Here is a 22,899-nt window from a genome sequence, read left to right as displayed (position 1 = left end):
GAATTCGCCCGTACTGTCGAACGCATGACGCACATCGACGCGGGCGCCGAACTGGACCCGGTGCACCCGGTACCCGTCCCGGAGCGCGCGAAGGGGCTCACCGGCGAGGAGGTCGCGGAGCGTGTCGCCCGCGGCGAGGTCAACGACGTCCCCGTGCGCAGCTCGCGCTCGCTCACCGAGATCGTCCGGGCCAACGTCTTCACCCGGTTCAACGCGATCATCGGCGTCCTGTGGCTGATCATGCTGTTCGTCGCGCCGATCCAGGACAGCCTCTTCGGCTTCGTCATCATCGCCAACACCGGCATCGGCATCGTCCAGGAGTGGCGCGCGAAGAAGACCCTGGACTCCCTCGCCGTGATCGGCGAGTCCCGGCCCACGGTACGGCGCGACGGGGCGGCCACCGAGATCGCCACCTCGGAGATCGTCCTCGGCGACCTCATCGAGATCGGCCCCGGGGACAAGGTCGTCGTGGACGGCACCTGTGCCGAGGCCGACGGCCTGGAGATCGACGAGTCGCTGCTCACCGGTGAGGCCGACCCGGTCGTGAAGCGGCCCGGCGACGAGGTCATGTCGGGGTCGTTCGTCGTCGCGGGCGGCGGCGCGTTCACCGCGACGAAGGTCGGGCGCGAGGCGTACGCGGCGCAGCTCGCCGAGGAGGCCAGCCGGTTCACGCTCGTCCACTCCGAGCTGCGCTCCGGCATCTCCACGATCCTCAAGTACGTGCAGTGGATGATGATCCCGACCGCGATCGGCCTGGTCATCAGCCAGCTCTTCGTGAAGGAGCACGGCTTCAAGGACTCGGTCGCGCGCACGGTCGGCGGCATCGTCCCCATGGTCCCCGAGGGCCTGGTCCTGCTCACCTCGGTCGCCTTCGCGATCGGCGTCGTCCGCCTCGGCCGCCAGCAGTGCCTGGTGCAGGAGCTGCCCGCCATCGAGGGGCTGGCCCGCGTGGACACGGTGTGCCTGGACAAGACGGGCACGCTCACCGAGGGCGGCATGGACGTGGCCGAGCTGCGTCCCCTGAACGGGGCGGCCGGCGCCGACGAGTCCTACGTACGCAAGGTCCTCGGCGCGCTCGGCGCCTCCGACCCGCGCCCGAACGCCTCCCTCCAGGCAGTCATCGACGCCTACCCGGACGAGGCGGGCTGGTGCTGCACGCACGCCCTCCCCTTCTCCTCGGCCCGCAAGTACAGCGGCGCGGCGTTCAGCGAGGGCGACGGCACGGACAGCGCGTGGCTGCTCGGAGCGCCGGACGTGCTGCTCCCCGACGACCACCCGGCGCTCGCGGAGACCGACGACCTCAACAAGCAGGGCCTGCGGGTCCTGCTCCTGGCCCGCGTGCACGGCGATCTGGAGAACCCGGAGATCACACGAGGCGCCGAGCCCGCCGCCCTCGTCGTCCTGGAGCAGCGTCTGCGCCCCGACGCCGCCGACACCCTGCGCTACTTCGCCGAGCAGGACGTACGGGCCAAGGTCGTCTCCGGTGACAACGCGGTCTCCGTCGGCGCGGTGGCGGGCAAGCTCGGCCTAGACGGCGCGGAGAACACGGTCGACGCGCGGAACCTGCCCACGGACCACGCCGAGATGGCCGACGCGCTCGACGCGGGCACGGTGTTCGGCCGGGTCACGCCGCAGCAGAAGCGGGACATGGTGGGCGCGCTCCAGTCGCACGGCCACACGGTCGCGATGACCGGCGACGGCGTGAACGACGTCCTCGCCCTGAAGGACGCCGACATCGGCGTCTCGATGGGCTCGGGCTCGGAGGCGACGCGCGCGGTCGCCCAGATCGTGCTCCTGAACAACTCGTTCTCGACGCTGCCCTCGGTCGTCGCGGAGGGCCGGCGCGTCATCGGCAACATCACGCGCGTGGCGACGCTGTTCCTGGTCAAGACGGTGTACTCGGTGATCCTGGCGCTGCTTGTGGTCTGCTGCCAGGTGGAGTACCCGTTCCTGCCGAGGCACCTCACCCTGCTCTCGACCCTGACGATCGGCGTCCCGGCGTTCTTCCTCGCGCTGGCGCCCAACAAGGAGCGCGCGAAGCCGCACTTCGTGAAACGGGTGATGCGGTACGCGATCCCGGGCGGCGTCGTCGCGGGGCTCGCCACGTTCGCGATGTACATGATCGCCCGGCACTTCTACACGGGCGACGGGGCGCTCGACGCGGAGACCAGTTCGGCGACGCTGACGCTGTTCCTGATCTCGATGTGGGTGCTCGCGATCATCGCCCGCCCGTACACGGGGTGGCGGGTGTGCCTGGTGGCGGCGATGGGGCTCGGGTTCCTGCTGGTCCTGGCGGTGCCGTGGCTGCAGGACTTCTTCGCGCTGAAGCTGGTGGGGACGGCGATGCCGTGGACTGCCGTCGGGGTGGCGGTGGTGGCGGCGGCCGTCCTGGAACTCCTGTGGAAGTGGGTCGGCCGCCGCTTTCCCGTCTAGCGGACGTCGACGAAGTCGCTGGCCGAGGTGGCCGCCGGGGTGGTGGAGGTACCGGCGAACTTGTACCGGTAGTAGCCGTCGGCGGACGCCTTGACCGTGGTCTTCAGGTTGCCCTTGGTGTCCGTGGTGACGGTCTTGACGTTCGAGTACGTGCTCGACGTCTTCGCCCGGTACTGGAGCGTCACCTTCTGCTTGGTGTAGCCCGCGTACTTGTTGGTGTCCCAGTTGGCGCGCACGAGCGAGCCGGTGACCGTGAGGGTCGCGTTCTTCTTGACGGGCTCGGGCGCGGCGTTGGTGGTGAGCTTGGAGTACCGCTTGAGGGCGGTGTTCTTGTAGTTGTCCTTCGTCACGTAGTCGTAGTCGTTGCCCTGGGCGATCGCCCACACGTGCCAGTTGCTGCCCTCGACACCGTTGTACAGGTCGAGCTTCGGGCTGGCCTGGTAGTACTGCGTGCAGGTGGAGGTCGTGGCGTTCACGACGTTGCAGGTGGCGTCGTCCTCGGTCGGGAACCAGCCGATGGCGGTGTCGTCGAGGGCGGAACCCCGCCAGAGGATCGTCTGGGCGTTGAGGACACCGGAGTTGTCCTTGACCGTGAAGGTGACCTTGACCTTGAGCGTGGCAGAGGTGCCCGCCACCATGTCCTTGCCGCCGTTGACGACGACGTTGGAGATGGTGGTGTCACCGACGCTGTCGTCGTTGGCGGAGCGGGCCAGCGACCGGCCGGCGCTGTGGTGCTGGGCCTTGGCGGCGGCGGCGTCCGAGACGAACGACTGGGTCTTGCCGGCGACGGAGGCGGCGACGGAACCGAATCCGTCGGCCTGCGCCGGGACGGCGAATGCGGTGAGGGCCAGGGCGCCGGAGACTGTCACGGCGGCCGCGGTGGCACGAATGCGCATGTGTTCCCCATGGTGAGGAGGGGGACCCGCGGTGCTTGCGCTGTCACGCGGGTCCCAAAGGGTCTAGGAGTCTGTTGACTCGTGAAATAGACCTGTCAATCGATCAACTGGTTGCACCGACTTCGCCGGATCTTCACGTGATCTACATCTCACCGCGAAGCAGGGCGCGCGCGACGCGCCTCAGTCGAACCACCGGTCCCGCGCCAGCTCCTCCGTACGGGACGGGTCCTCCAGAAGCGCCGCCACCTCGAACCGCCGAGGCCACTGCCCCGCGGCCCACGCGAGCCCGGCGGCGACCCCCTCAAGCGTCGCCGCATGCACCGTGCCGTCGGGCGCGCGCCGCCAGTCGACCTCGGTCCCGGCGACGTACAGCTCCTCGTGCTCGACGTACGAGGCCGGGGTCGCGGGCCCGAGCAGGGTGCGCACGGAGTCCGGGACGGGGTGCTCGACACCCTCCCCGCCCACCTCCGCGTCGACGGCCTCGCTCAGCCGCCGCACCTGGAACAGCTCGGCGAGGTGCGCGGCGCCGGCCGGGGCGACGGGCAGCAGCGCGCGCCCGGCGGCGAGCGGCAGCAGATCGGGCGCGTCGGCGACGACCGCGTCCGGCGCGTCGACGACGACCACGGCCCCGTCCCGCACGGCACGCAGCTCGTCGGGCAGGGTCACCTGCTCGGGTTCGAGATCGGCCAACTTGCCGTACAGCGCGTGCAGTTGAGCGGCGCCCACGGGCAGCTCGGGATCGGCGAGCCGGTCGAGCAGCTCGGCCGCGCCGCCCGGCTCGTCGAGGAGGGCGGCGACGGAGGTCCGTACGCCCAGGGCGCGCAGCACCTGCTCGTCCTCGAAGCCGCGGGCGTCGGCGGCCTCGTACAGGCCGTCGAGGAGCGGGTCGGAGCCCTCGGCGCGCAGCCCGGCGGGGCGGCGGCCGTCGAGGACCGGGTGGCCGCGCAGCCACCAGGCGGTGTACGGGCGGACGGTCTCGTGGGTGCCGTCGGGCAGCAGGACCCGGACGGGCTGGGTGAGGGCGTCGCGCAACGGCGGCTGCGAGAGGAGCGCGAGCGCCTGCGGCCAGCGGTCCTCGTCGACGAGGTCGAGGTCGCGCACGGCGATCAGCTCGGTGGCGACGGGCGGCACGGGCGTGTCGGGCAGCCGGTCGAGGACGTCCTCGCACCACACGTCGACGGCGTCGAGGAGCCCGGCGTCGTCGGGCTCGGGGAAGTCGCTGTCGCGGGGTTCGAGCTCGTCGGGGTCGAGGACGACGTCGGTGGCGCGGACCAGCGCGAACGTGGCGAGCACCCCGCATGCGGCCAGCGGCTGCTCGCCGAACCGCCCGGCCAGCTCCTCGTCGACGTAGGGGAGTTCCCCTTCCCGCAGGACGGAGGCGATGGGGCTGCCGGGGAGGACCAGTTCGGCGGCGGGGGCGAGTTCGCCGTGCTCGTCGGGGAGGGCGAGGGCGCCGAGCCAGGGTTCGTCGCCGACGTCGAGGTGGGCGTCGCGCACGAGGGTGAGCACGACGTCGGCCAGCTCGTCGGCGCCCAGGGCGCCATCGTCGTCCCAGGCGGGCTCGTCGTCCAGGGAGGCGGCGACGGCGGCCCGCAGCTGCGGCGTCGTCAGGACGGCGCGGGGCGTGGCGGGCAGCGCGCCCAGCTTCTCCAGGAGCGGATGGGTGGCGTCCGGGTGGGCGACCTTGAGGCCGAGCCGGGCGAGCGCCTCGCCGGGCACGGCGGACGCCTCGGCGGTCGGCAGCAGGACCTGGCGCGGGCCGATGACGGTGCGGCCCCCGGCGAGCGGTACGGGAAGGCCGCTGAGCCGGTCGGGGTCGACACCGGCGAGGGAGTCGTAGAGCCGCCGCCACCAGCCCGGCTCCTTCTCCAGGCCGGCGAGCCGGTCGATGGCCTCGGTCAGCGGTACGCGCGCGACGCCGACCGTCCGCAGCTCGGTACGGCGTTCGAGCCCGGCGGGCAGCAGGCTGGGCAGCACCTCGGCGAGGACCCGTACGGTGTCGGCGCCGACGCCCTCGACGACCTCGGCGTCGCGCGGGCGGAGGGAGACGGGCCGCTCGTCGTCCTCGGAGCCGGGCGCGAGCGCGGGCGGCAGGAACGCGGTGCGGGGCAGCCGGTCCAGGATGGCGGCGCGCAGCGCCCCGTCCAGCTCGCTCTTGCCGAGCGGTCCGGGGACGAGGTCGAGGATGCCGGTGCCGACGGGCGACCAGTCGCCGAGCAGTTCGGCGTAGGCGTCGGCGGCGCGCTCGGTGAGGAAGCCGGTGAGCGGGCCGGGCGCGACGTGGCGCCGGGCGGTGTCGAGCGGGAAGGACGCGATGAGCAGCGCGGGCACACCGAGGGCCTCGTCGCTCGGGGTCGGGGCGTACAGCACGGGCGCGCTGACCGGCCGCGCCGGGGCGCCCTCGGCGTCGACGGGCACCGCCCAGGTGAGCGACCAGTGCGGACGCAGCCGCTCCTCGACGGGCCGGTCGGCCAGCAGCTCGGGCGCGAGCGCGCCGGTCCGGGTGACGGTGCGCCAGCGCAGCTCGACGGGTTCGCGGGCGTCGTCCGAGACGACGGTGTACGCGCCCTCGGCCCGCCGCCGCAGCACGCGCGTCCCGGCGTCGGTGGTGACGGTGACCTCGGTGAGCCCCGGCAGGGCGAGCAGCAGTGTGTCGTCGATCTCGTCGAGCAGGCGCCCGGCGAGCGCCTCGGCGGCCTCGTCGCGCAGCGGCAGGATGACGACGGTGTCGTAGCCCTCCGGTGCCTGTCCCTCGGCCGCGAACGGCAGCCGCAGCAGCGGTACGTGGCCGTCGCGGCGGCGGAGCTCGTCGCCGAGGGCGGGGCTGTGCAGGGCGGCGTCGGCGGCGGCGAGCCGGGCCTCTCCGAGCGACCACCTGACTCCCCCCGTCCGCCCCACGACGGCGGGCTCGTCGCTGACGGCGAGCACGGCGGCGAACCCGACGCCGAACCGTCCGACAGCCCCCTCGGCGTCCTCGCGCTTCGCCGACGCGCGCAGCGTGGACAGCGACTCGACGCCGGCGGCGTCCAGCGGGGCGCCCGTGTTCGCGGCGGCCAGGACTCCGTCGCGGAGGGTGAGGGCGAGGCGGCCCTCCGTCTTGGCGCGGGCGGCGGCGTCGGCGGCGTTCTGGGCCAGCTCGACGACGAGGCGGTCCCGGTAGCCGCCCAGCGCGAGGTCCTCCTCGGCGTTGGCGTCCTCCCGGAACCGGGCCGCGCTTGTGGACCAGGCGTCCAGCACGCCGCGCCGCAAGTTGGCGGTGCCGAACGGGTCTGAGTCCCCCGGCGCGATGTTGCTGACGCTCACCAGTGTCTCCTTCGGGGCGCGGTCATCGGTCGGCCCGCACGCTATCGCGGCCCGGCCCCCACCCCGACCAGCCTGGTCCCCACCCGCGACTCTCGCCGTGGCGGCTCGCGCCATTCCCCACCGTTCGCGACTGCGGCGCCGTCGTGGCTGGTCGCGCAGTTCCCCGCGCCCCTGAGATGCGCACTACGTGCGCCATCTCAGAGAGGCGCGCGCGACGCGGATGCGACCAGAGAGAGCCCCGCGTGACGCACGCCTCAGAGAAAGCGGCGGAACGCATGCCTCAGAGGCGCCCACGTGACGCGCCCGATGGAGCTGCGGCGCAGCCGCACGCTCCAGGGGCGCGGGGAACGGCGCGACCAGCCACGACGCACGCGCCACCTGTCCACGCACACGCATGGGGCTGTGGCGCAGCCGCACGCCTCAGGGGCGCGGGGAACGGCGCGACCAGCCACGACGCACGCGCCACCTGTCCACGCACCCCCATGGGGGTGTGGCGCAGCCGCATGCCTCACGGGGGCGGGGAACTGCGCGGCCAGCGCGACGCGCGCCGGCGACGGCAGTCGGGTCGCTACGAGTGGCCCAAGTCGTCCGGCGCCTCGGTCGGGGTCGGGGTGACCGACCCCTCGGCGGGGGCCGGGCGCAGGGGCAGGACGTCGACCAGGTTTTCGTCGATCACCGGCGGCGCGGGACGCGGAGCGCTCGGCATGACGGCAGCCTCGGAGTGCCCTCCACACCCGTACGAGAGCGACACGACCCGCCCGTCCGCCGGCGAGAACTCATTGGCACAGACCCCGAACGCCTGCCCGAGCGACCCGCCGATGGGCTGAAGGAACCCGCAGGAGACACAGGTCGCGGGCGCCGCCATCGCCATGGGCGTCTTCGCCCCGTACGACTCCTCCCACCGGTCGGCGGCGACATGCAGCCCGTACCGGGAGAGGACCCGCGCCCGGCGCATCCCCAGCTCCTCGGCGACGGACGCGATGGACCCCCGGGCCGGGGCGACCGGCAACTCGGCGACGGGCCCGTCCGTGACCTCGGCGTCCTCCGCCTCGACGAGCTCGGCCATGTCCTCGGACAGCGGCGAGTTCGGCGGCGGCCCGTCGTCCCCGCTGTAACCGGGCTCCAGCCGAAGGTCGTCCGCCTCGGTGGGCAGAAGATCACCGGGCCCCATGTCACCGGGCCGGAGCCGCTCGCTCCACGGCACCCACTCGGGCGCGAGAAGGGCATCGGGGCCCGGCAGCAGCACGGTCTCGTCGAGGGTGACGTACCGGGCGCGGGAGGCGCGGGCCACGGTGACGGCCCAGCGCCAGCCCCGGTACCCGGACTCCTTGCACTCGAAGAGGTGCGTGACGACGCGATCGCCCTCGACGACCATCTCGACGTGCTCGCCGACCACACCGGGCGCGGCGGCCTCCTCGGCCGCCGTGCGGGCGAGATCGACCGCCTCGGCGCACAGACGGTCAGGGGTGCGGCTTCGCGTTGTCGCTGCGCTCACAGGTATCGCTTCTCTCCTACGCCGTCTCTCGAGTGCGCCGTCCTGTGTGCGGGAGCGCGGACGGAGCGGACCTGAGGGCCGCGTCGACGTCCGCACCCGAGCGTTCCGGGCGCACCTACGTCATCCATTCTGCGGGATGGCCGAGAGGCGCGCGGCCGATAACAACCGCCGCGGGCGCGCTACGCACGCTACCTCGTTCCACGCCCGTCGCCCACACCGACGTACGAGCCGCACCCGACGCGAAAGCCGACCCGCGTACTCATATCGGCACTAGTACGCCCGTTCCCGGGGCACTATGACTGCGTGGCAACCGCAAGGTCGGCGTACGAACACAGCGGTTCGGGCCCGGTGCGCGGGGCCGTCCGCAAGGTCGGGCGCGCCCTGAGGCTGCCGTTCACAGGCACGGCGCGCGGAATCAGGAAAGCGACACACGCGCACGGCGCGGGCGAGTCGGGCCTCGGAAAACTCATCGAACTCCACGCGGTGAACGGCGCGGGCGATGTCATGATCACGGTCGCGCTCGCCTCGACCGTGTTCTTCTCCGTGCCGACGGACGAGGCGCGCGGCCGGGTCGCCCTGTACCTGGCGATCACGATGGCGCCCTTCACCCTGCTGGCCCCGGTGATCGGCCCGCTCCTGGACCGGCTGCCGCACGGGCGGCGGGCGGCGATGGCGGGCTCGATGCTGGCGCGGGCGCTCCTGGCCCTCGTCCTCTCCAGCGCGGTGGTGACGGGCGGGATCGAGCTGTATCCGGCGGCCCTGGGCGTCCTCGTGTCGTCGAAGGCGTACGGGGTGGTCCGTTCGGCGGTGGTGCCGAGGCTGCTGCCGCCGCGCTTCTCTCTGGTCAAGGCGAATTCGCGGGTGACGCTGGGCGGGCTCCTCGCCACCGGGGCTGCGGCGCCCATCGGGGCGGGCCTCCAGGCCCTCGGCCCGCGCTATCCGCTCTACGGCGCCTTCGTGATCTTCATGGCGGGCATGTTCCTGTCCTTCTCCCTGCCACCCAAGGTGGACTCGGCGAAGGGCGAGGACAAGGCGCTGCTGGCAGCCGACGAGGCGCATCTGCACGGCCCCGTGAAGAAACAGCGCAAGCCGGGCCTGCGCACCGTCGGCACGGCCGTCACCCACGCCCTGGCCGCCAACGCGGCGCTGCGGTGCCTCTCCGGGTTCCTGATCTTCTTCCTCGCGTTCCTGCTGCGCGAGCATCCGCTGACCGGGCAGAGCGCGGCGGTCTCGCTCGGGCTCGTCGGCGTGTCGGCCGGGGCGGGCAACGCGCTGGGCACTGCCGTGGGGGCGTGGCTGAGATCCCGGGCGCCGGAGATCATCATCGTGACGGTGGTCGCGGTCGTGCTCGGGGTCGCGGTGACCTCGGCGGTCTTCTTCGGGGCGGTCATGACAGCGTGCCTGGCGGCATTCGCCGGTTTCGCGCAGGCCCTCGCCAAGCTCTCGCTGGACGCGACGATCCAGCGGGATGTGCCGGAGGCGGTCCGTACGTCGGCGTTCGCGCGCTCGGAGACGTTGTTGCAGGTGGCGTGGGTGTTCGGCGGGGCGATCGGCATTGCGCTGCCACTGAACGGGGCGCTTGGCCTCTCGGTGGCGGCGGGGATCGTGGCGCTGGGTTGGCTGACGACGGTGCGGGGTCTTCTCTCGGCGGCGCGTCATGGCGGCCCCGCGCGAGCCCGAGTGCTCTAGCGCCATCCCTGCCGTTCGCGACTGCGGCACCGTCGTGGCTGGCCGCGCAGTTCCCCGCGCCCCTGGAATGCGCACTACGTGCGCCATTCCCCACCGTCCACGACTGCGGCGCCATCGTGGCTGGCCGCGCAGTTCCCCGCGCCCCTGGAATGCGCACTACGTGCGCCATTCCCCACCGTTCACGACTGCGGCACCGTCGTGGCTGGTCGCGCAGTTCCCCGCGCCCCTGAGATGCGCACTACGTGCGCCATCTCAGAGAGGCGCATCGCGCGTCCGCCATCTCACGCACCCCTGGGGAGCTGCGGCGCAGCCGCACGCTCCAGGGGCGCGGGGAACTGCGCGACCAGCCACGACGCACGTGTCACCCGACAACGCACCCCCCGAGGCCACGGCGCAGCCGACGCACCCGGGGCCGCGGGCGGCAACTCGCCCCCCGGACCTCGGCGCAGCCGTACCCATGTGCGGCGCGCCGTACCCGGCTGGCAACCGTTCCCGGGGCGCCAGATAACCTGCGCCCATGACCTCCCAGCGTTTCGTTGTGCGCCACAGGCGCACCGTGGCCGCCGTCGGTGCCGTCGGCGCCGGACTGCTCGTGCTCTCCGCCTGCGACAAGCCGACCCCGCTGGCCACCGTCACGGTGGGCCGCGACACGGTGAACTCCGAGGCCTCCTGCTACAAGGACGGCAAGGCGCTCGCCTCGTCCTCCCTGGAGGGCTGCCTGAAGGACAAGGACGCGAAGACCATCAAGGTCGACACCGACGAGACGGTCCGCTTCGGCGTCGACCCGGAGATCGCGGACAAGGGCTGGACCCTCCTGATGAACGGTCAGCCGCTCACCGAGTCCAGCAAGAAGACCTACCGCACGGTCCCGGGCAGCGTGTTCTTCAACCAGCAGTACGGCGCCACGGGCAACAGCACCACGGTGACGATCCTCCAGGGCGGCGACTCCAAGGCGTACGGCCTGTGGTCGTTCAAGCTCGAGAAGAAGAAGGACAGCTGACGGACACCGGCACCGCGCGCAGCCGCGTACTGATCGCCACCGCAGTCCCCGCGGAACGGGACGCGGTGGCGCGCGGAGTGCGCACGCACCACCCGGCGACCGAGACAACCGAGGCAGCCGGCACGATCGATGTGATCGCCGTGGGCGTCGGCCCCGCCGCGGCGGCCGCCGGCACAGCGACCGCCCTCACCACAGCCGCCCTGTCCGGCAGCCCGTACACGCTGGTCGTCTCGGCCGGCATCGGCGGCGGCTTCAGCGCCCCGCCCGGCACGGTCCTGATCGCCGACGCGATCACCGTGGCCGACCTCGGCGCCGAGACCCCGGAGGGCTTCGTCCCGGTCACCGAACTGGGCTTCGGCACCGTCACCCACCGTCCACCGCCGTCCCTCGTACGAGACCTCGCCGAGGCGACCGGCGCCGCGACGACCGGCCCGGTCCTGACGGTCTCCACGGTGACCGGCACCGCCGACCGCGCCGCGCTCCTGGCCCAGCGCCACCCCGGCGCCGTGGCGGAGGCGATGGAGGGCTTCGGCGTGGCCGAGGCCGCCGCCGCGCACGGGGTGCCGGTGGCCGAGATCCGCACTGTCTCCAACGCCGTGGGCCCCCGCGACCGCGCGGCCTGGCGCATACCCGACGCGCTGGCGGCCCTCACCGAGGCGTTCGGGAAGGCAACGCCGGTTCTGCAGAGTTGGAGAAACACATGACGACACCGCACGAAACGAACGAAGCAAGCGAAGCCCCCACCACCGACTTCCCCACCACCGACTCCCCCACCCCCACCCCCAAGCCCCCCACCCGCATCGCCTTCTCCCCTTGCCCGAACGACACGTTCGTCTTCGACGCCTGGGCCCACGGCCGGGTGCCGGGCGCCCCGGCCCTGGACGTGACCTTCGCGGACATCGACATCACCAACGGGATCGCGGAGCGCCGCGAGGAGGCGTTCGACGTCCTGAAGGTGAGCTACGCGGTCCTGCCGTACGTGCTCGACGACTACGCGCTGCTGCCGTGCGGCGGCGCGCTGGGCAGGGGCTGCGGCCCGCTGGTCCTGACCCGCGAACCAAACGTCGACCTCTCGGACAAGAGGGTCGCGGTGCCGAGCGAGACGTCGACCGCCTACCTCCTCTTCCGCCTGTGGGCGGCGGACACGGTCCCCGGCGGCGGGGTGGGCGAGATCGTCGTGATGCCGTTCCACGAGATCATGCCGGCGGTACGGGACGGGAAGATCGACGCGGGCCTGGTGATCCACGAGGCGCGCTTCACGTACCAGAACTACGGCCTGCACAAGCTGGCGGACATGGGCGAGCACTGGGAGGCGACGACGGGCCTGCCGATCCCGCTGGGCGCGATCATCGCCCGCCGCGACCTGGGCGCGGAGACCCTGACCGCCATCACGGACACGATCCGCGCATCGGTCCGCCAGGCATGGGACGACCCGGAGACCTCACGCCCGTACGTGATGGCGCACGCCCAGGAGATGGACCCGTCGGTGGCGGACCAGCACATCGGCCTGTACGTCAACGAGTTCACGGCGGACCTGGGCGAGGACGGCTACGCGGCGATCCGCGGCCTGCTCACACGGGCGGCGGCCGAGGGCCTGGTCCCACCACTGGCCCCCGACGCGCTGCGCTTCCCGTAGAAGGGTCCCCAACCGCCCCTCAGACGTCCAACTGATCGGCGACGGCCCGCAACAGCCCGGCGATCTTCGCCCCGGCGGCCTTGTCGGGATAGCGCCCGCGCTCGAGCATCGGCGTGATGTTCTCGAGCAGAGTGGTCAAGTCCTGCACGATGGAGGCGAGTTCATCGGGCTTGCGGCGCTGGGCCGCCGCGACCGAGGGGGTCGGATCGAGGATGGCAACGGAGAGCGCCTGGTCACCACGCTGACCGGCGACGACCCCGAACTCGACGCGCTGGCCGGGCTTGAGGGCGTCGACACCGTCGGGAAGTACGGAGGAGTGCACGAAGACGTCGCCGCCGTCGTCGCGGGAGAGGAAGCCGAAGCCCTTCTCGCTGTTGAACCACTTGACCTTGCCGGTAGGCACGTGAAGTCCTCGTCCTCGTACTAGAAAGAAAACGCTCTGGATAGCAGTACAGCGGGTCGTGGTACGACCCGCCGCCACCAAGACTATGGGTCCCGGGGCCGCTGGCAAGACGGCGCCGAAATGTTCTCTCGGGCCAGGAACTACCCTGGCCGGGTGCGTGACAAAACCCAAGTCATTTCCCGGGCGACCGAGACAGGACCCGGCGACGGCCTCGTGAAAGCGGGCGGCATCGTCTTCATCGTGGGAGCGATCGCCACGCTGGCAACGGTGGCCCCACTCTTCCTGAACACCACACCGTTCCCGCCCCTCGCCTATGCGGTCTGCATGCTCATGGGCGTGGGTTTCCTCATCGCCGCGGCAGGCGTCCTACGAGGAGTGGCGGCTCAACGCCGAGCGGCCCGCTCGACGTAGCCCGAGAACCAGTCCGGAAACGCCCGGAGATCGTCCAGCACGACATCGGCACCGGCGGCCACCAGCTCCTCACCGTCACAGGGCCCGGTGGCCACGGCCACGGAGAACGCGCCGCCGGCACGAGCCCCGCGAACATCGCCCACGTGATCCCCGACATAGACACTGGCCTGGTGCTCGCGCAGGGCGGCGGCCTTCCCCTCGGCCCACAGATCACCGACCACCACATCGGCGTCGATCCCCAGATGCGCCAGGTGCAGCTTGGCGTTGGGCTCGAACTTGGCGGTGACGACGACGGTGCGCCCACCTCCCGCGTGCACAGCGTCCATCGCCTCATGGACACCGGGCATCGCAAGCGTGGCTTCAATGGCGTACGAGGGATACATCTCGCGGTAGAGATCGGCCATCGCTGGAATCCGCTCGGCGGGAAACCACTCGGCGAGTTCGTCGACCAGCGGCGGCCCGAGCCGCGAAATGGCGAGATCGGCATCGACGTACACACCGGTCCGCTCGGACAGGGCGACCCAGGTGGCCCGAATACCGGGACGCGAGTCGATGAGCGTCATATCGAGATCGAAGCCGACGGTGGGGCCTATGAGGAGGGGAGCAGCCATGACCCCAATTGTGCCCGCTACACGTACCGGCCGTTCAGAGACGTACGAGACGGGAGGGGCCGGTCGGGGCATGTCCGCGCGCAGCACAGTTCACGCGGTGACGAAACGCATCACAAGGGGCGATGCCATCAAGATGGCGAGCACGGACATGCCCCGACCGGCCCCGTACCCACCCCGACACCTGTCGGACGGAGACGGTCGGCCGCCAAGAAGCACCAGACGGCCACCCTCCCTTCATCGCGAGCGCGCGACCCGCTGCGACCGCCACACGAGATACAGGGCCGAGGCGACGGCGGCACACCGCAGAACCCAGGGCCACGTCTCCTGAAAGGCCCCGCTCATCTGCCCCTCCGCGATGGGCGCCCCGAACTTCCCGGCGCTGCGCCCCCACAGCCAGCAGACACCCCCCGCGACGGCGAGCCCCGGCAGCACGAAGACGGCGAGTTTCTTCTGCCCGAGGGTGAGCCGCCGGGACAGATAGACGAGCGCCCACCCCACAAGCAGGGCGATGACATTCCCCAGCACGGCCCCCACGACAAGAAGCCCGGCGGCAAGCAGAAGCAGCGGATTGCTGAGTCCCCCCTCAGGCAAGAACCGCCGCGCTTTACCAGCCACAGGCTGAACAGGCTGAACCGGCTCCGCAACCTCAGACTTCCGCAGCTCGGTCCCCTCACCGGCAGGCGGCTTGAGAATCTCCGGAATCTCGATCCCCCCGGTGAACCCGGGCACGGAATCCGTATCGGCGAGCGACTGCCCGACCCCGACCCGCCACCAGTCGGTCTCCCCGCCGGAGGCCCCGAGCTCCTCGGTCCCGGCGAGATGAGGCGGAGAGGGCGCGTCGGAAGCGCCGTCCCGCTGCTGAGGCGGCACTTTCCGCAGCAGCTTGCTCAGATTGGGCTTGGGCTTGCCCGCGTCCGAGGGCCCAGGCTGCGAAGGCACGGGCCGGGACAGAGAACCAGCGGGATCAACACGACCACCGCCCTGACCACCCCCACCACCCCCTTCCTGCGCCCCGCTGACGACCCGATCAGGATCCCCGAGCCGATCGATGATGCGGCGCACGGCGGCAGGACTGTCGACGGTGACCTTGGCGCGACGCCGGTCGATCTCCCCGCGCAACTCGCTGACGAGCCGCATCCGGGCGGCCGAGGGCAGCTGCCGCTGCTGGGCCAGGTCGCCGACGCGGCTCAGATAGTCGAAGACGAGCTGATCACTCTCGATCCCCACGAAGTCCCCTCCGGGGTGCAGCAGTTGTTGCGTCGACGGTATCGCGAATGCCGGGACCCGTCAGAGCACGGGATCCCCGCCCCGGAGAACGGGCCCGCTACCGTGGGTCGAATGAGCCCGAACGAGCAGACCCCGGCGGCGCCGACGTCAGCCCCCCGCTCCTTGGCGGAGGCATTGCGCGCGAGGGACGACGCGTCCCTGGCCCGGCTGCTGCGGGCCCGCCCGGATCTGCTCGGCCCGGTCCCGAACGACCTGACGCAGCTGGCGACGCGCGCGGGCACGAGGGCGTCGGTGGTACGGGCGCTCGACCGCCTGGACCGCTTCACGCAACAGGTGGCGCAGGCGCTGGCGGTGGCACCGGAGCCGACACCCCACGAAACGCTGCGCACGCTCCTCCCGACGGAGGAGGCGACGCAAGCGCTGCCCGAAGCGGTGGCGACCCTCCGCGAACAGGCCCTGCTCTGGGGCGGCGACGACCAGCTCCGCCTGGTGCGAACGGCGAGGGAGCTTTTGGCGCCGACCCCGCAGCACCCGTCCCCCACGGGCCTGGGCCCGACGATCGCGGAGGCGACGGCGGGCATCTCCCCCACCCGCCTGCAGGAGATCATCACGACGGCGGGCCTCCCGACGACGCATGACGGCGTCTCGGCGGTGGCGGAGCTGACAGACCTGTTCACGGACGCGGAGCGCATGTCGGCGCTGCTCGACGAGGCGCCGATGGAGTCCCTCGACGTCCTGAACAGGCTGGTGTGGGGCCCGCCGTACGGCCAGGTGACGGCGCAGCCCGCGGCGCACCTGCGCTGGCTGCTCGACCGGGGCCTGCTGCTTCCGACGGCGCCGGGCACGGTGGTGCTGCCGAGGGAGGCGGCGCTGCATCTGCGCGGCGGCCGGGCGCACAGGGAGCTGGAGCCGGTGGCGCCGGAGGTGCGGGAGGGGACGGCGCCCCGTCCGCAGGTGGTGGACGCGACGGCGGCGGCGCAGGCGTACACGGCGCTGTCGACGGTGGAGGAGCTGCTGAAGGACTGGGACGAGGGCGGCCCGGCGGTGCTGCGGGCGGGCGGCCTGAGCGTGCGGGACCTGAAGCGCACGGCGGCGGCGCTCGACGTGACAGAACCCCAGGCGGCGTTCTGGGTGGAGCTGGCGTACGCGGCGGGCCTGGTGGCGTCGGACGGTGAGGCGGACGAGCGGTACGCGGCGACACCGGCGTACGACGAGTGGATGGAGCGCCCGCCGGCGGAGCGCTGGACGCGCCTGGCGGAGGCGTGGCTGGCGGCGACGCGCACGGCGGGCGTGGTGGGCGGCAGGGACGGCAAGGACAGGACGCTGTCGGCGCTGGGCCCGCACCTGGACCGCTCGGCGGCGCCGGAGGTACGCCACCGAGTGCTCACGCTCCTCGCCGCGCTCCCGGAGGGCACGGCCCCGGACCCGGAGTCGATCACGGCGCGGCTGACGTGGGAGCGCCCGTCACCGGCGGCGCGGGAGCTGCGGACGAAGCTGGCGGAGTGGACGCTGTCGGAGGCGGAGTTCCTGGGCGTGACGGGCCGCGGGGCGCTGTCGGCACACGGCAGGGCACTGCTCACGGACGCGGACGCGACGCAGGCGGAACGGGCGACGGCGACGGCGCGCGCGCGAAAACTGATCGAGCCGCTGCTCCCGGAGCCCTTGGACCACGTCCTCCTCCAGGCGGACCTGACGGCGGTGGCCCCGGGCCCGCTGATCCGCCCCCTGGCGGACGCCCTGGCGATCTTCGCGGACGTGGAGTCGAAGGGCGGGGCGACGGTCTACCGGTTCACCCCGGGCTCGGTGCGCCGCGCACTCGACTCCGGCCGGACAGCCTCCGACCTGCACGTCTTCCTGGCGGAACACAGCCGCACCCCGGTCCCCCAGCCCTTGACGTACCTGATCGACGACGTGGCGAGGCGCCACGGCCACCTGCGGATCGGGGCGGCGTCGGCGTACGTCCGCTGCGACGACGACGCGGTACTGGGCGAGATCCTGGCGGACAAGCGGGCGGCGGCGCTGCGTCTGCGCCGCCTCGCGCCCACGGTGCTCGCCGCGCAGGTGGACCCGGGCAGCCTCCTGGAGGGCCTGCGCGCGATGGGCTTCGCCCCGGCGGCGGAGACCCCCGAGGGCGACGTCCTGATCACCCGCGCCCACGCGCACCGCACACCGCCGCGCACGGCGCCCGAGCCGGTGCCGGACGGCCCGCCGCTGCCCGACGGGACGCTGCTCGACGCGGCGATCAGGGCGATCAGGGCGGGCGACCTGGCGGCGACGGCCCCGCGCAGGACGGCGCCCGCGCACCCCGGCGGCGGGGAGCTGCCCCGTACGGCGGCGGCGGAGACGCTGGCCACGATGCAGGCGGCGGTGATGACCGGCGACGCGCTGTGGATCGGGTACGTGAACGCGGAGGGCGCGGCGAGCCAGCGGGTGATCGCGCCGATCCGGGTGGAGGGCGGCTACGTGACGGCGTACGACCACACGGCGGACGAGGTCCGCACGTACCCCCTGCACAGGGTGACGGGCGTGGCGGAGCTGGAACCGGACGCGACCTGAGTCACTCCGTGCCAGGAACCGGACGCGACCTGAGTCACTCCGCGCACCCTGGGCAATGCGGCACACTGGACGTTTGGCCATACCGAGTCCGGGGGCCTGGCCCATGCAGAAAGGGTGCCGCGCGTGAACGGTCCACTCATCGTCCAGTCGGACAAGACCCTGCTCCTGGAGGTCGACCACGAGCAGGCCGACGACTGCCGCCGGGCGATCGCCCCGTTCGCGGAGCTGGAGCGGGCGCCGGAGCACATCCACACCTACCGTCTGACGCCGCTCGGCCTGTGGAACGCGCGGGCGGCGGGCCACGACGCGGAGCAGGTGGTGGACGCCCTGGTGCAGTTCAGCCGCTACCCGGTGCCGCACGCGCTGCTGGTGGACATCGCGGAGACGATGGACCGCTACGGCAGGCTGACGCTCTCCAAGCACCCGGCGCACGGCCTGGTCCTGACGAGCACGGACCGCCCGGTCCTGGAGGAGATCCTGCGCTCGAAGAAGGTGCAGCCGCTGGTCGGCGCCCGGATCGACGCGGACACGGTGGCGGTGCACCCCTCGGAGCGGGGCCAGATCAAGCAGACGCTGCTCAAGCTGGGCTGGCCGGCCGAGGACCTCGCGGGGTACGTGGACGGCGAGGCGCACCCGATCGACCTGGACGAGGAGGGCTGGTCGCTGCGCCCGTACCAGAAGCAGGCGGTGGAGGGCTTCTGGCACGGCGGCTCGGGCGTCGTGGTGCTCCCCTGCGGCGCGGGCAAGACCCTCGTGGGCGCGGGCGCGATGGCGCAAGCGAAAGCAACGACCCTGATCCTGGTCACGAACACGGTGTCGGCCCGCCAGTGGAAGCACGAGCTGGTCAAGCGCACGAGCCTGACCGAGGACGAGATCGGCGAGTACAGCGGGACGAAGAAGGAGATCCGCCCGGTCACGATCGCCACGTACCAGGTCCTGACGACGAAGCGGAAGGGTGTCTACCCGCACCTGGAGCTGTTCGACTCCCGCGACTGGGGCCTGGTCGTCTACGACGAGGTGCACCTGCTGCCCGCGCCGGTCTTCAAGTTCACGGCGGACCTCCAGGCGCGCCGCCGCCTCGGCCTGACGGCGACGCTGGTCCGTGAGGACGGCCGCGAGTCGGACGTCTTCTCCCTCATCGGCCCGAAGCGGTTCGACGCGCCGTGGAAGGAGATCGAGGCGCAGGGCTACATCGCGCCCGCCGACTGTGTCGAGGTCCGGGTGAACCTCACCGACTCCGAGCGGCTCGCGTACGCGACGGCCGAGACGGAGGAGAAGTACCGCTTCTGCGCGACGACGGCGACGAAGCGGAAGGTCACCGAGGCGCTGGTCCGCAAGCACGCGGGCGAGCAGACGCTCGTCATCGGCCAGTACATCGACCAGCTCGACGAGCTGGGCGCGCACCTGGACGCCCCGGTGATCAAGGGAGAGACGACGAACGCGGTCCGCGAGAAGCTGTTCGAGTCGTTCCGCCAGGGCGAGATCTCGGTCCTGGTGGTCTCGAAGGTCGCGAACTTCTCCATCGATCTCCCCGAGGCGACGGTCGCGATCCAGGTGTCGGGCACGTTCGGCTCCCGCCAGGAGGAGGCGCAGCGCCTCGGCCGCGTCCTGCGCCCGAAGGCGGACGGCCACGAGGCCCGCTTCTACTCGGTGGTCGCCCGCGACACGATCGACCAGGACTTCGCGGCGCACCGCCAGCGTTTCCTGGCGGAGCAGGGTTACGCGTACCGGATCGTCGACGCGGACGAACTCCTCGCGGAGGGCTGACGGAGCCCGGCCGCGACGAGCAGCCCGACGGCGAGAACCGGATAGGGAGCGGCCAACGGCTGCTGCCACCAGGGCAGATGCAGATCGAGATCGCCCTGGTGGGGCAGCAGCCACATGCTCCGCGCGGTGAAGAGGAGGGCGACGGCGACGGTCGTACGCCGATGACCACCGGCCCACAGGAGCGCGAGCAGCGGCACGCACCACACCCAGTGGTGGGACCAGCTGACGGGCGAGACGAGCAGCCCGGTGAGGGCCGCGAGGACGACACCCTGGGCATGGTGTCGGGCGCGAACGGCGACGAGCAGCCCGCCGAAGGCAGCAAGGACGGCGGGAAGCCCCCAGAGAACCCCGGGCTCGGCGCTATGGAGCAGCCGGGCGACGAACCCCTGCAACGCCTGGTTGTCGACGATCCACGCTTTGCCGACCCGCCCGGTCTCGAAGACCCGCCGAGTCCAGAACTCCCAGCTGGCGTACGGGAGAAGAACCGCGCCGAGGACGGCGGTGCCGGCAGCGCCCGCGACCGCGTACGACGCCTCGCGCCGCCGCCCGCGGAGGACCAGGTACACGAGGAAGACGGCCGGGGTCAGCTTGACCCCGGCCGCGACGCCGAGGGCGATCCCCTTGCCGCGGGCACCGGCGGGCCGCCCCAGATCCCAGAGGATCAGGCAGGCCAGGGCGAGGTTGATCTGCCCGAACACGATGGTCTGGAAGACGGGTTCGAGCCAGAGGGCCGCGCCCGTGAACGCGCAGCGGGCAGCCGGGGAGACCCGCAGCCCGGCCGCCCGGCAGGAGAGCTGGACGAGGAGCCCGGCGAGGGCGATGTTGCCGAGGAGGAACAGCCCTTTGAGCGGGAGGAGGGGCACCCAGCCCAGCGGCACGAACAGCAGCGCGGCGAACGGCGGATAGGTGGCGGGCAGCCCCCACTCCGTGACGGTGAACCCGTACAGCGCACCGCCCCCGCTCGCGGCGGCGACGCCTTCGGCCCGGTAGACGAGAAGATCGGCCATCGGAACGTGCTGGACGCCGCACAGAACGAGGAGGGCGGTGACGGACACACAGAGCAGGACGACTGCGCAACGCTTACGACTGAACACGCGCCGCAACGATAACCCAAACCAACTCAAGCCCCGCCTTTGAACGAGAGGCAGCGGGGTCCGGGGCGGAGCCCCGTGGCCTCAGCCGAAACGCCGCAGCCTCAAGCTGTTGCCCACCACGAACACGGACGAGAACGCCATCGCCGCCCCCGCGATCATCGGGTTCAAGAGACCCGCCGCGGCAAGCGGCAACGCCGCCACGTTGTACGCGAACGCCCAGAACAGATTGGACCGGATGGTCCCCAGCGTCCGCCGGGCCAGCCGGATCGCATCCGCGGCAACCCGCAGATCCCCCCGCACCAGCGTGAGATCCCCCGCCTCGATGGCCGCATCGGTCCCGGTCCCCATGGCGAGCCCGAGATCGGCCTGCGCCAGCGCCGCCGCGTCGTTGACCCCGTCCCCCACCATGGCGACGGACCGCCCTTCCCCCTGCAGCCGCTTCACGACATCGACCTTGTCCTGCGGCAGCACCTCCGCGACGACGTCCTCCGCCCCGATCCCGACCTCGGCGGCGACGCTCCGGGCGACCGCCTCGTTGTCCCCGGTGAGCAGCACGGGCCGGAGCCCGAGCGCGCGCAGCCGCCGCACGGCCTCCGCGCTGGTCTCCTTCACGGCGTCGGCGACTTCGAGCACGGCGCGGGCCTCCCCGTCCCAGGCGACGCAGATGGCCGTACGCCCGGCGGCCTCCGCGTCGGACTTGGCGCGGGCGAGGTCCTCGGGCAGCCGGATCTCCCACGCGGCGAGGAGTTCCTCCCGCCCGACGAGGACGGCGTGCCCGTCGACGACGCCCTGGACGCCGCGCCCGGCGACGTTCGCGAAGCTCTCCGGAACGGGAAGCGCCCCGACGCGCTCGGCGGCGCCGTCGGCGACGGCGCGGGCGATGGGGTGCTCGGAGGAGTGCTCAAGGGCCCCGGCGAGCCGCAGAACTTCGGCTTCGACTTCGGCTTCGTCAGCGGCTTCGCCATCGGCGTCGTCGAACGCCCCGTCGGCGACACGCGTGGCGAGCAGCGTCATCCGCCCGGTCGTGACGGTCCCGGTCTTGTCGAGGACGATCGTGTCGGCCTTCCGCGTGCTTTCGAGGACCTCGGGGCCCTTGATCAGGATGCCGAGCTGGGCCCCCCGCCCCGTACCGACCATGAGCGCGGTAGGTGTGGCGAGCCCGAGGGCGCACGGGCAGGCGATGATCAGGACGGCGACGGCGGCGGTGAACGCGGCGGTCAGACCGGCCCCGTTGCCGAGCCAGAAACCGAGCGTGGCGACGGCGAGCGCGATGACGACGGGCACGAAGACGGCGGAGATGCGGTCGGCGAGCCGCTGGGCGGCGGCCTTGCCGTTCTGCGCGTCCTCGACGAGCCGCGCCATGCGCGCGAGCTGCGTGTCGGCGCCGACGCGGGTGGCCTCGACGACGAGCCGCCCGCCCACGTTGAGGGTGGCCCCGGTGACGCTGTCGCCGACGGCTACCTCGACCGGTACGGACTCCCCGGTGAGCATGGACGCGTCGACGGCGGACGCCCCCTCCACCACGGTGCCGTCGGTGGCGATCTTCTCGCCGGGCCGTACGAGGAAGCGCTCGCCGACCGTCAGCTCGCCGACCGGCACGGTGACCTCTCGCCCGCCGTCCCGTACGACGGTGACGTCCTTGGCGCCGAGTTCGAGCAGCGCCCGCAGCGCGGCGCCGGCCTTCCGCTTGGAGCGGGCCTCGAAGTAGCGGCCCGCGAGGATGAAGGCGGTGACCCCGGCGGCGGCCTCCAGGTAGATGTTCCCGGCGCCGTCGCCGCGCGCGATGGTCAGCTCGAAGGGGTGCGTCATGCCGGGCTCTCCGGCCGTGCCGAAGAACAGGGCCCACAGCGACCACAGGAACGCGGCCGACGTGCCGACGGAGATCAGCGTGTCCATCGTGGCGGCGCCGTGCCGCGCGTTAGTGAAGGCCGCCTTGTGGAAGGGCCAGGCCGCGTAGGTGACGACGGGCGCGGCGAGGGTCAGCGAGAGCCACTGCCAGTACTCGAACTGGAGGGCCGGGACCATGGCCATGGCGATGACGGGCACGGCGAGCACGACGGCGGTGACGAGCCGCTGCCGCAAGGGCCGCAGCTCGTCCGCCCCGGCGTCCGGGGCGGACGTGGTGTCCGTGGCGCCCGTGTCCCGCGGTTCCGGCGGCGCGGGCTCCTGGGCCGTGTACCCGGTGGCCTCGACGGTGGCGATCAGATCCGCGACCTGTACGCCTCGGTCGCCGTCATAGCTGACCCGCGCCTTCTCGGTGGCGTAGTTGACGGTCGCCTCGACACCGTCCATCCGGTTCAGCTTCTTCTCGATACGGGCGGCGCACGACGCGCAGGTCATGCCGCCGATGACGAGCTCCGCCTGCATGGTGGCCTCCT

Annotated in this window: 16 protein-coding genes; 8 read left to right on the top strand and 8 right to left on the bottom strand. The window is 72.4% G+C overall.

The features are described from left to right. The first annotated feature begins 24 nt into the window (after positions 1 to 24). Positions 25 to 2,433: an HAD-IC family P-type ATPase gene (locus N5I75_RS18920; RefSeq protein ID WP_476679017.1), complete on the top strand. Its 2,409-nt coding sequence runs from the start codon at positions 25 to 27 to the stop codon at positions 2,431 to 2,433. Here the strand turns inward: N5I75_RS18920 and N5I75_RS18915 are convergent. From N5I75_RS18915 to N5I75_RS18905, 3 genes are all read right to left on the bottom strand, one after another. Further along, positions 2,430 to 3,329: a DUF5707 domain-containing protein gene (locus N5I75_RS18915; protein ID WP_476679015.1), complete on the bottom strand. Its 900-nt coding sequence runs from the start codon at positions 3,327 to 3,329 to the stop codon at positions 2,430 to 2,432. The two genes, N5I75_RS18920 and N5I75_RS18915, sit on opposite strands and share 4 nt — an antisense overlap. 180 nt (positions 3,330 to 3,509) lie before the next feature. Then, a complete protein-coding gene (locus N5I75_RS18910) occupies positions 3,510 to 6,632 on the bottom strand; it encodes a sacsin N-terminal ATP-binding-like domain-containing protein (RefSeq protein WP_476679014.1) in 3,123 nt (1,040 codons plus the stop codon). Positions 6,633 to 7,200: 568 nt separating this feature from the next. Further along, entirely contained in the window at positions 7,201 to 8,127 is a 927-nt protein-coding gene (locus N5I75_RS18905) for a DUF3027 domain-containing protein (RefSeq protein ID WP_476679012.1), read from the bottom strand. A gap of 348 nt (positions 8,128 to 8,475) precedes the next feature. Between N5I75_RS18905 and N5I75_RS18900 the strand changes: the two genes are divergently transcribed. The 4 genes from N5I75_RS18900 (at position 8,476) to N5I75_RS18885 (ending at position 12,452) form a co-directional block, all read left to right on the top strand. Continuing rightward, positions 8,476 to 9,816: an MFS transporter gene (locus tag N5I75_RS18900; RefSeq protein ID WP_476679544.1), complete on the top strand. Its 1,341-nt coding sequence runs from the start codon at positions 8,476 to 8,478 to the stop codon at positions 9,814 to 9,816. Positions 9,817 to 10,333: 517 nt separating this feature from the next. Continuing rightward, positions 10,334 to 10,816, top strand: a complete 483-nt coding sequence (locus N5I75_RS18895; protein WP_476679010.1) for a DUF2771 domain-containing protein — start codon at positions 10,334 to 10,336, stop codon at positions 10,814 to 10,816. Beyond that, positions 10,780 to 11,520: a futalosine hydrolase gene (locus tag N5I75_RS18890; protein ID WP_476679008.1), complete on the top strand. Its 741-nt coding sequence runs from the start codon at positions 10,780 to 10,782 to the stop codon at positions 11,518 to 11,520. Before N5I75_RS18895 ends, N5I75_RS18890 begins: the two co-directional genes overlap by 37 nt. After that, positions 11,517 to 12,452, top strand: coding sequence for a 1,4-dihydroxy-6-naphthoate synthase (locus N5I75_RS18885; protein WP_476679006.1), 936 nt, complete (start codon positions 11,517 to 11,519; stop codon positions 12,450 to 12,452). The genes N5I75_RS18890 and N5I75_RS18885 overlap by 4 nt, the downstream gene beginning before the upstream one ends. 19 nt (positions 12,453 to 12,471) lie before the next feature. On the opposite strand, the gene N5I75_RS18880 is transcribed toward N5I75_RS18885, so the two are convergent. Beyond that, a complete protein-coding gene (locus N5I75_RS18880; protein ID WP_361081238.1) occupies positions 12,472 to 12,855 on the bottom strand; it encodes a cold-shock protein in 384 nt (127 codons plus the stop codon). 120 nt (positions 12,856 to 12,975) lie between these two features. Here N5I75_RS18880 and N5I75_RS18875 point away from each other — a divergent pair, with 120 nt between their 5' ends. Continuing rightward, positions 12,976 to 13,266 carry a hypothetical protein gene (locus N5I75_RS18875; RefSeq protein WP_476679005.1) on the top strand — a complete coding sequence of 97 codons (291 nt, stop codon included), beginning with the start codon at positions 12,976 to 12,978 and terminating at the stop codon, positions 13,264 to 13,266. Here the strand turns inward: N5I75_RS18875 and N5I75_RS18870 are convergent. Both N5I75_RS18870 and N5I75_RS18865 read right to left on the bottom strand, forming a co-directional pair. Further along, positions 13,239 to 13,877 (bottom strand): HAD family hydrolase, encoded by a 639-nt coding sequence (locus tag N5I75_RS18870; protein ID WP_476679003.1) that lies wholly within the window; start codon positions 13,875 to 13,877, stop codon positions 13,239 to 13,241. The genes N5I75_RS18875 and N5I75_RS18870 overlap by 28 nt on opposite strands. Before the next feature lie 234 nt (positions 13,878 to 14,111). Further along, a complete protein-coding gene (locus tag N5I75_RS18865; protein WP_476679001.1) occupies positions 14,112 to 15,104 on the bottom strand; it encodes a hypothetical protein in 993 nt (330 codons plus the stop codon). 111 nt (positions 15,105 to 15,215) lie between these two features. On the opposite strand from N5I75_RS18865, the gene N5I75_RS18860 reads away from it, so the two are divergent. Together N5I75_RS18860 and N5I75_RS18855 are read left to right on the top strand one after the other, a co-directional pair. Next, on the top strand, positions 15,216 to 17,660 hold the full coding sequence (locus N5I75_RS18860; RefSeq protein WP_476679000.1) for a helicase-associated domain-containing protein: 2,445 nt from the start codon (positions 15,216 to 15,218) through the stop codon (positions 17,658 to 17,660). A 123-nt stretch (positions 17,661 to 17,783) separates the two neighbouring features. Continuing rightward, positions 17,784 to 19,427, top strand: a complete 1,644-nt coding sequence (locus tag N5I75_RS18855; RefSeq protein WP_476678998.1) for a DNA repair helicase XPB — start codon at positions 17,784 to 17,786, stop codon at positions 19,425 to 19,427. Here N5I75_RS18855 and N5I75_RS18850 read toward each other — a convergent pair. Both N5I75_RS18850 and N5I75_RS18845 read right to left on the bottom strand, forming a co-directional pair. Continuing rightward, positions 19,379 to 20,434 (bottom strand): glycosyltransferase 87 family protein, encoded by a 1,056-nt coding sequence (locus N5I75_RS18850; protein ID WP_476678997.1) that lies wholly within the window; start codon positions 20,432 to 20,434, stop codon positions 19,379 to 19,381. The two genes, N5I75_RS18855 and N5I75_RS18850, sit on opposite strands and share 49 nt — an antisense overlap. A 168-nt stretch (positions 20,435 to 20,602) precedes the next feature. Next, positions 20,603 to 22,888, bottom strand: coding sequence for a heavy metal translocating P-type ATPase (locus tag N5I75_RS18845; protein ID WP_476678995.1), 2,286 nt, complete (start codon positions 22,886 to 22,888; stop codon positions 20,603 to 20,605). Positions 22,889 to 22,899 lie beyond the last annotated feature (11 nt).

The sequence above is a fragment of the Streptomyces sp. R818 genome (genome assembly GCF_056172735.1).
Note: the sequence above shows the minus strand (reverse complement) of the source record. Positions and strands in the feature narration are given on the sequence as shown.

What these genes read in the sequence shown, in the direction of transcription:
- N5I75_RS18920 (WP_476679017.1), top strand. Translation starts at nt 25, where the DNA reads ATGACGCACATCGACGCGGGCGCCGAACTGGACCCGGTGCACCCGGTA.
- N5I75_RS18915 (WP_476679015.1), bottom strand. Translation starts at nt 3,329, where the DNA reads ATGCGCATTCGTGCCACCGCGGCCGCCGTGACAGTCTCCGGCGCCCTG.
- N5I75_RS18895 (WP_476679010.1), top strand. Translation starts at nt 10,334, where the DNA reads ATGACCTCCCAGCGTTTCGTTGTGCGCCACAGGCGCACCGTGGCCGCC.
- N5I75_RS18885 (WP_476679006.1), top strand. Translation starts at nt 11,517, where the DNA reads ATGACGACACCGCACGAAACGAACGAAGCAAGCGAAGCCCCCACCACC.
- N5I75_RS18875 (WP_476679005.1), top strand. Translation starts at nt 12,976, where the DNA reads ATGTTCTCTCGGGCCAGGAACTACCCTGGCCGGGTGCGTGACAAAACC.
- N5I75_RS18870 (WP_476679003.1), bottom strand. Translation starts at nt 13,877, where the DNA reads ATGGCTGCTCCCCTCCTCATAGGCCCCACCGTCGGCTTCGATCTCGAT.
- N5I75_RS18860 (WP_476679000.1), top strand. Translation starts at nt 15,216, where the DNA reads ATGAGCCCGAACGAGCAGACCCCGGCGGCGCCGACGTCAGCCCCCCGC.
- N5I75_RS18850 (WP_476678997.1), bottom strand. Translation starts at nt 20,434, where the DNA reads ATGGCCGATCTTCTCGTCTACCGGGCCGAAGGCGTCGCCGCCGCGAGC.
- N5I75_RS18845 (WP_476678995.1), bottom strand. Translation starts at nt 22,888, where the DNA reads ATGCAGGCGGAGCTCGTCATCGGCGGCATGACCTGCGCGTCGTGCGCC.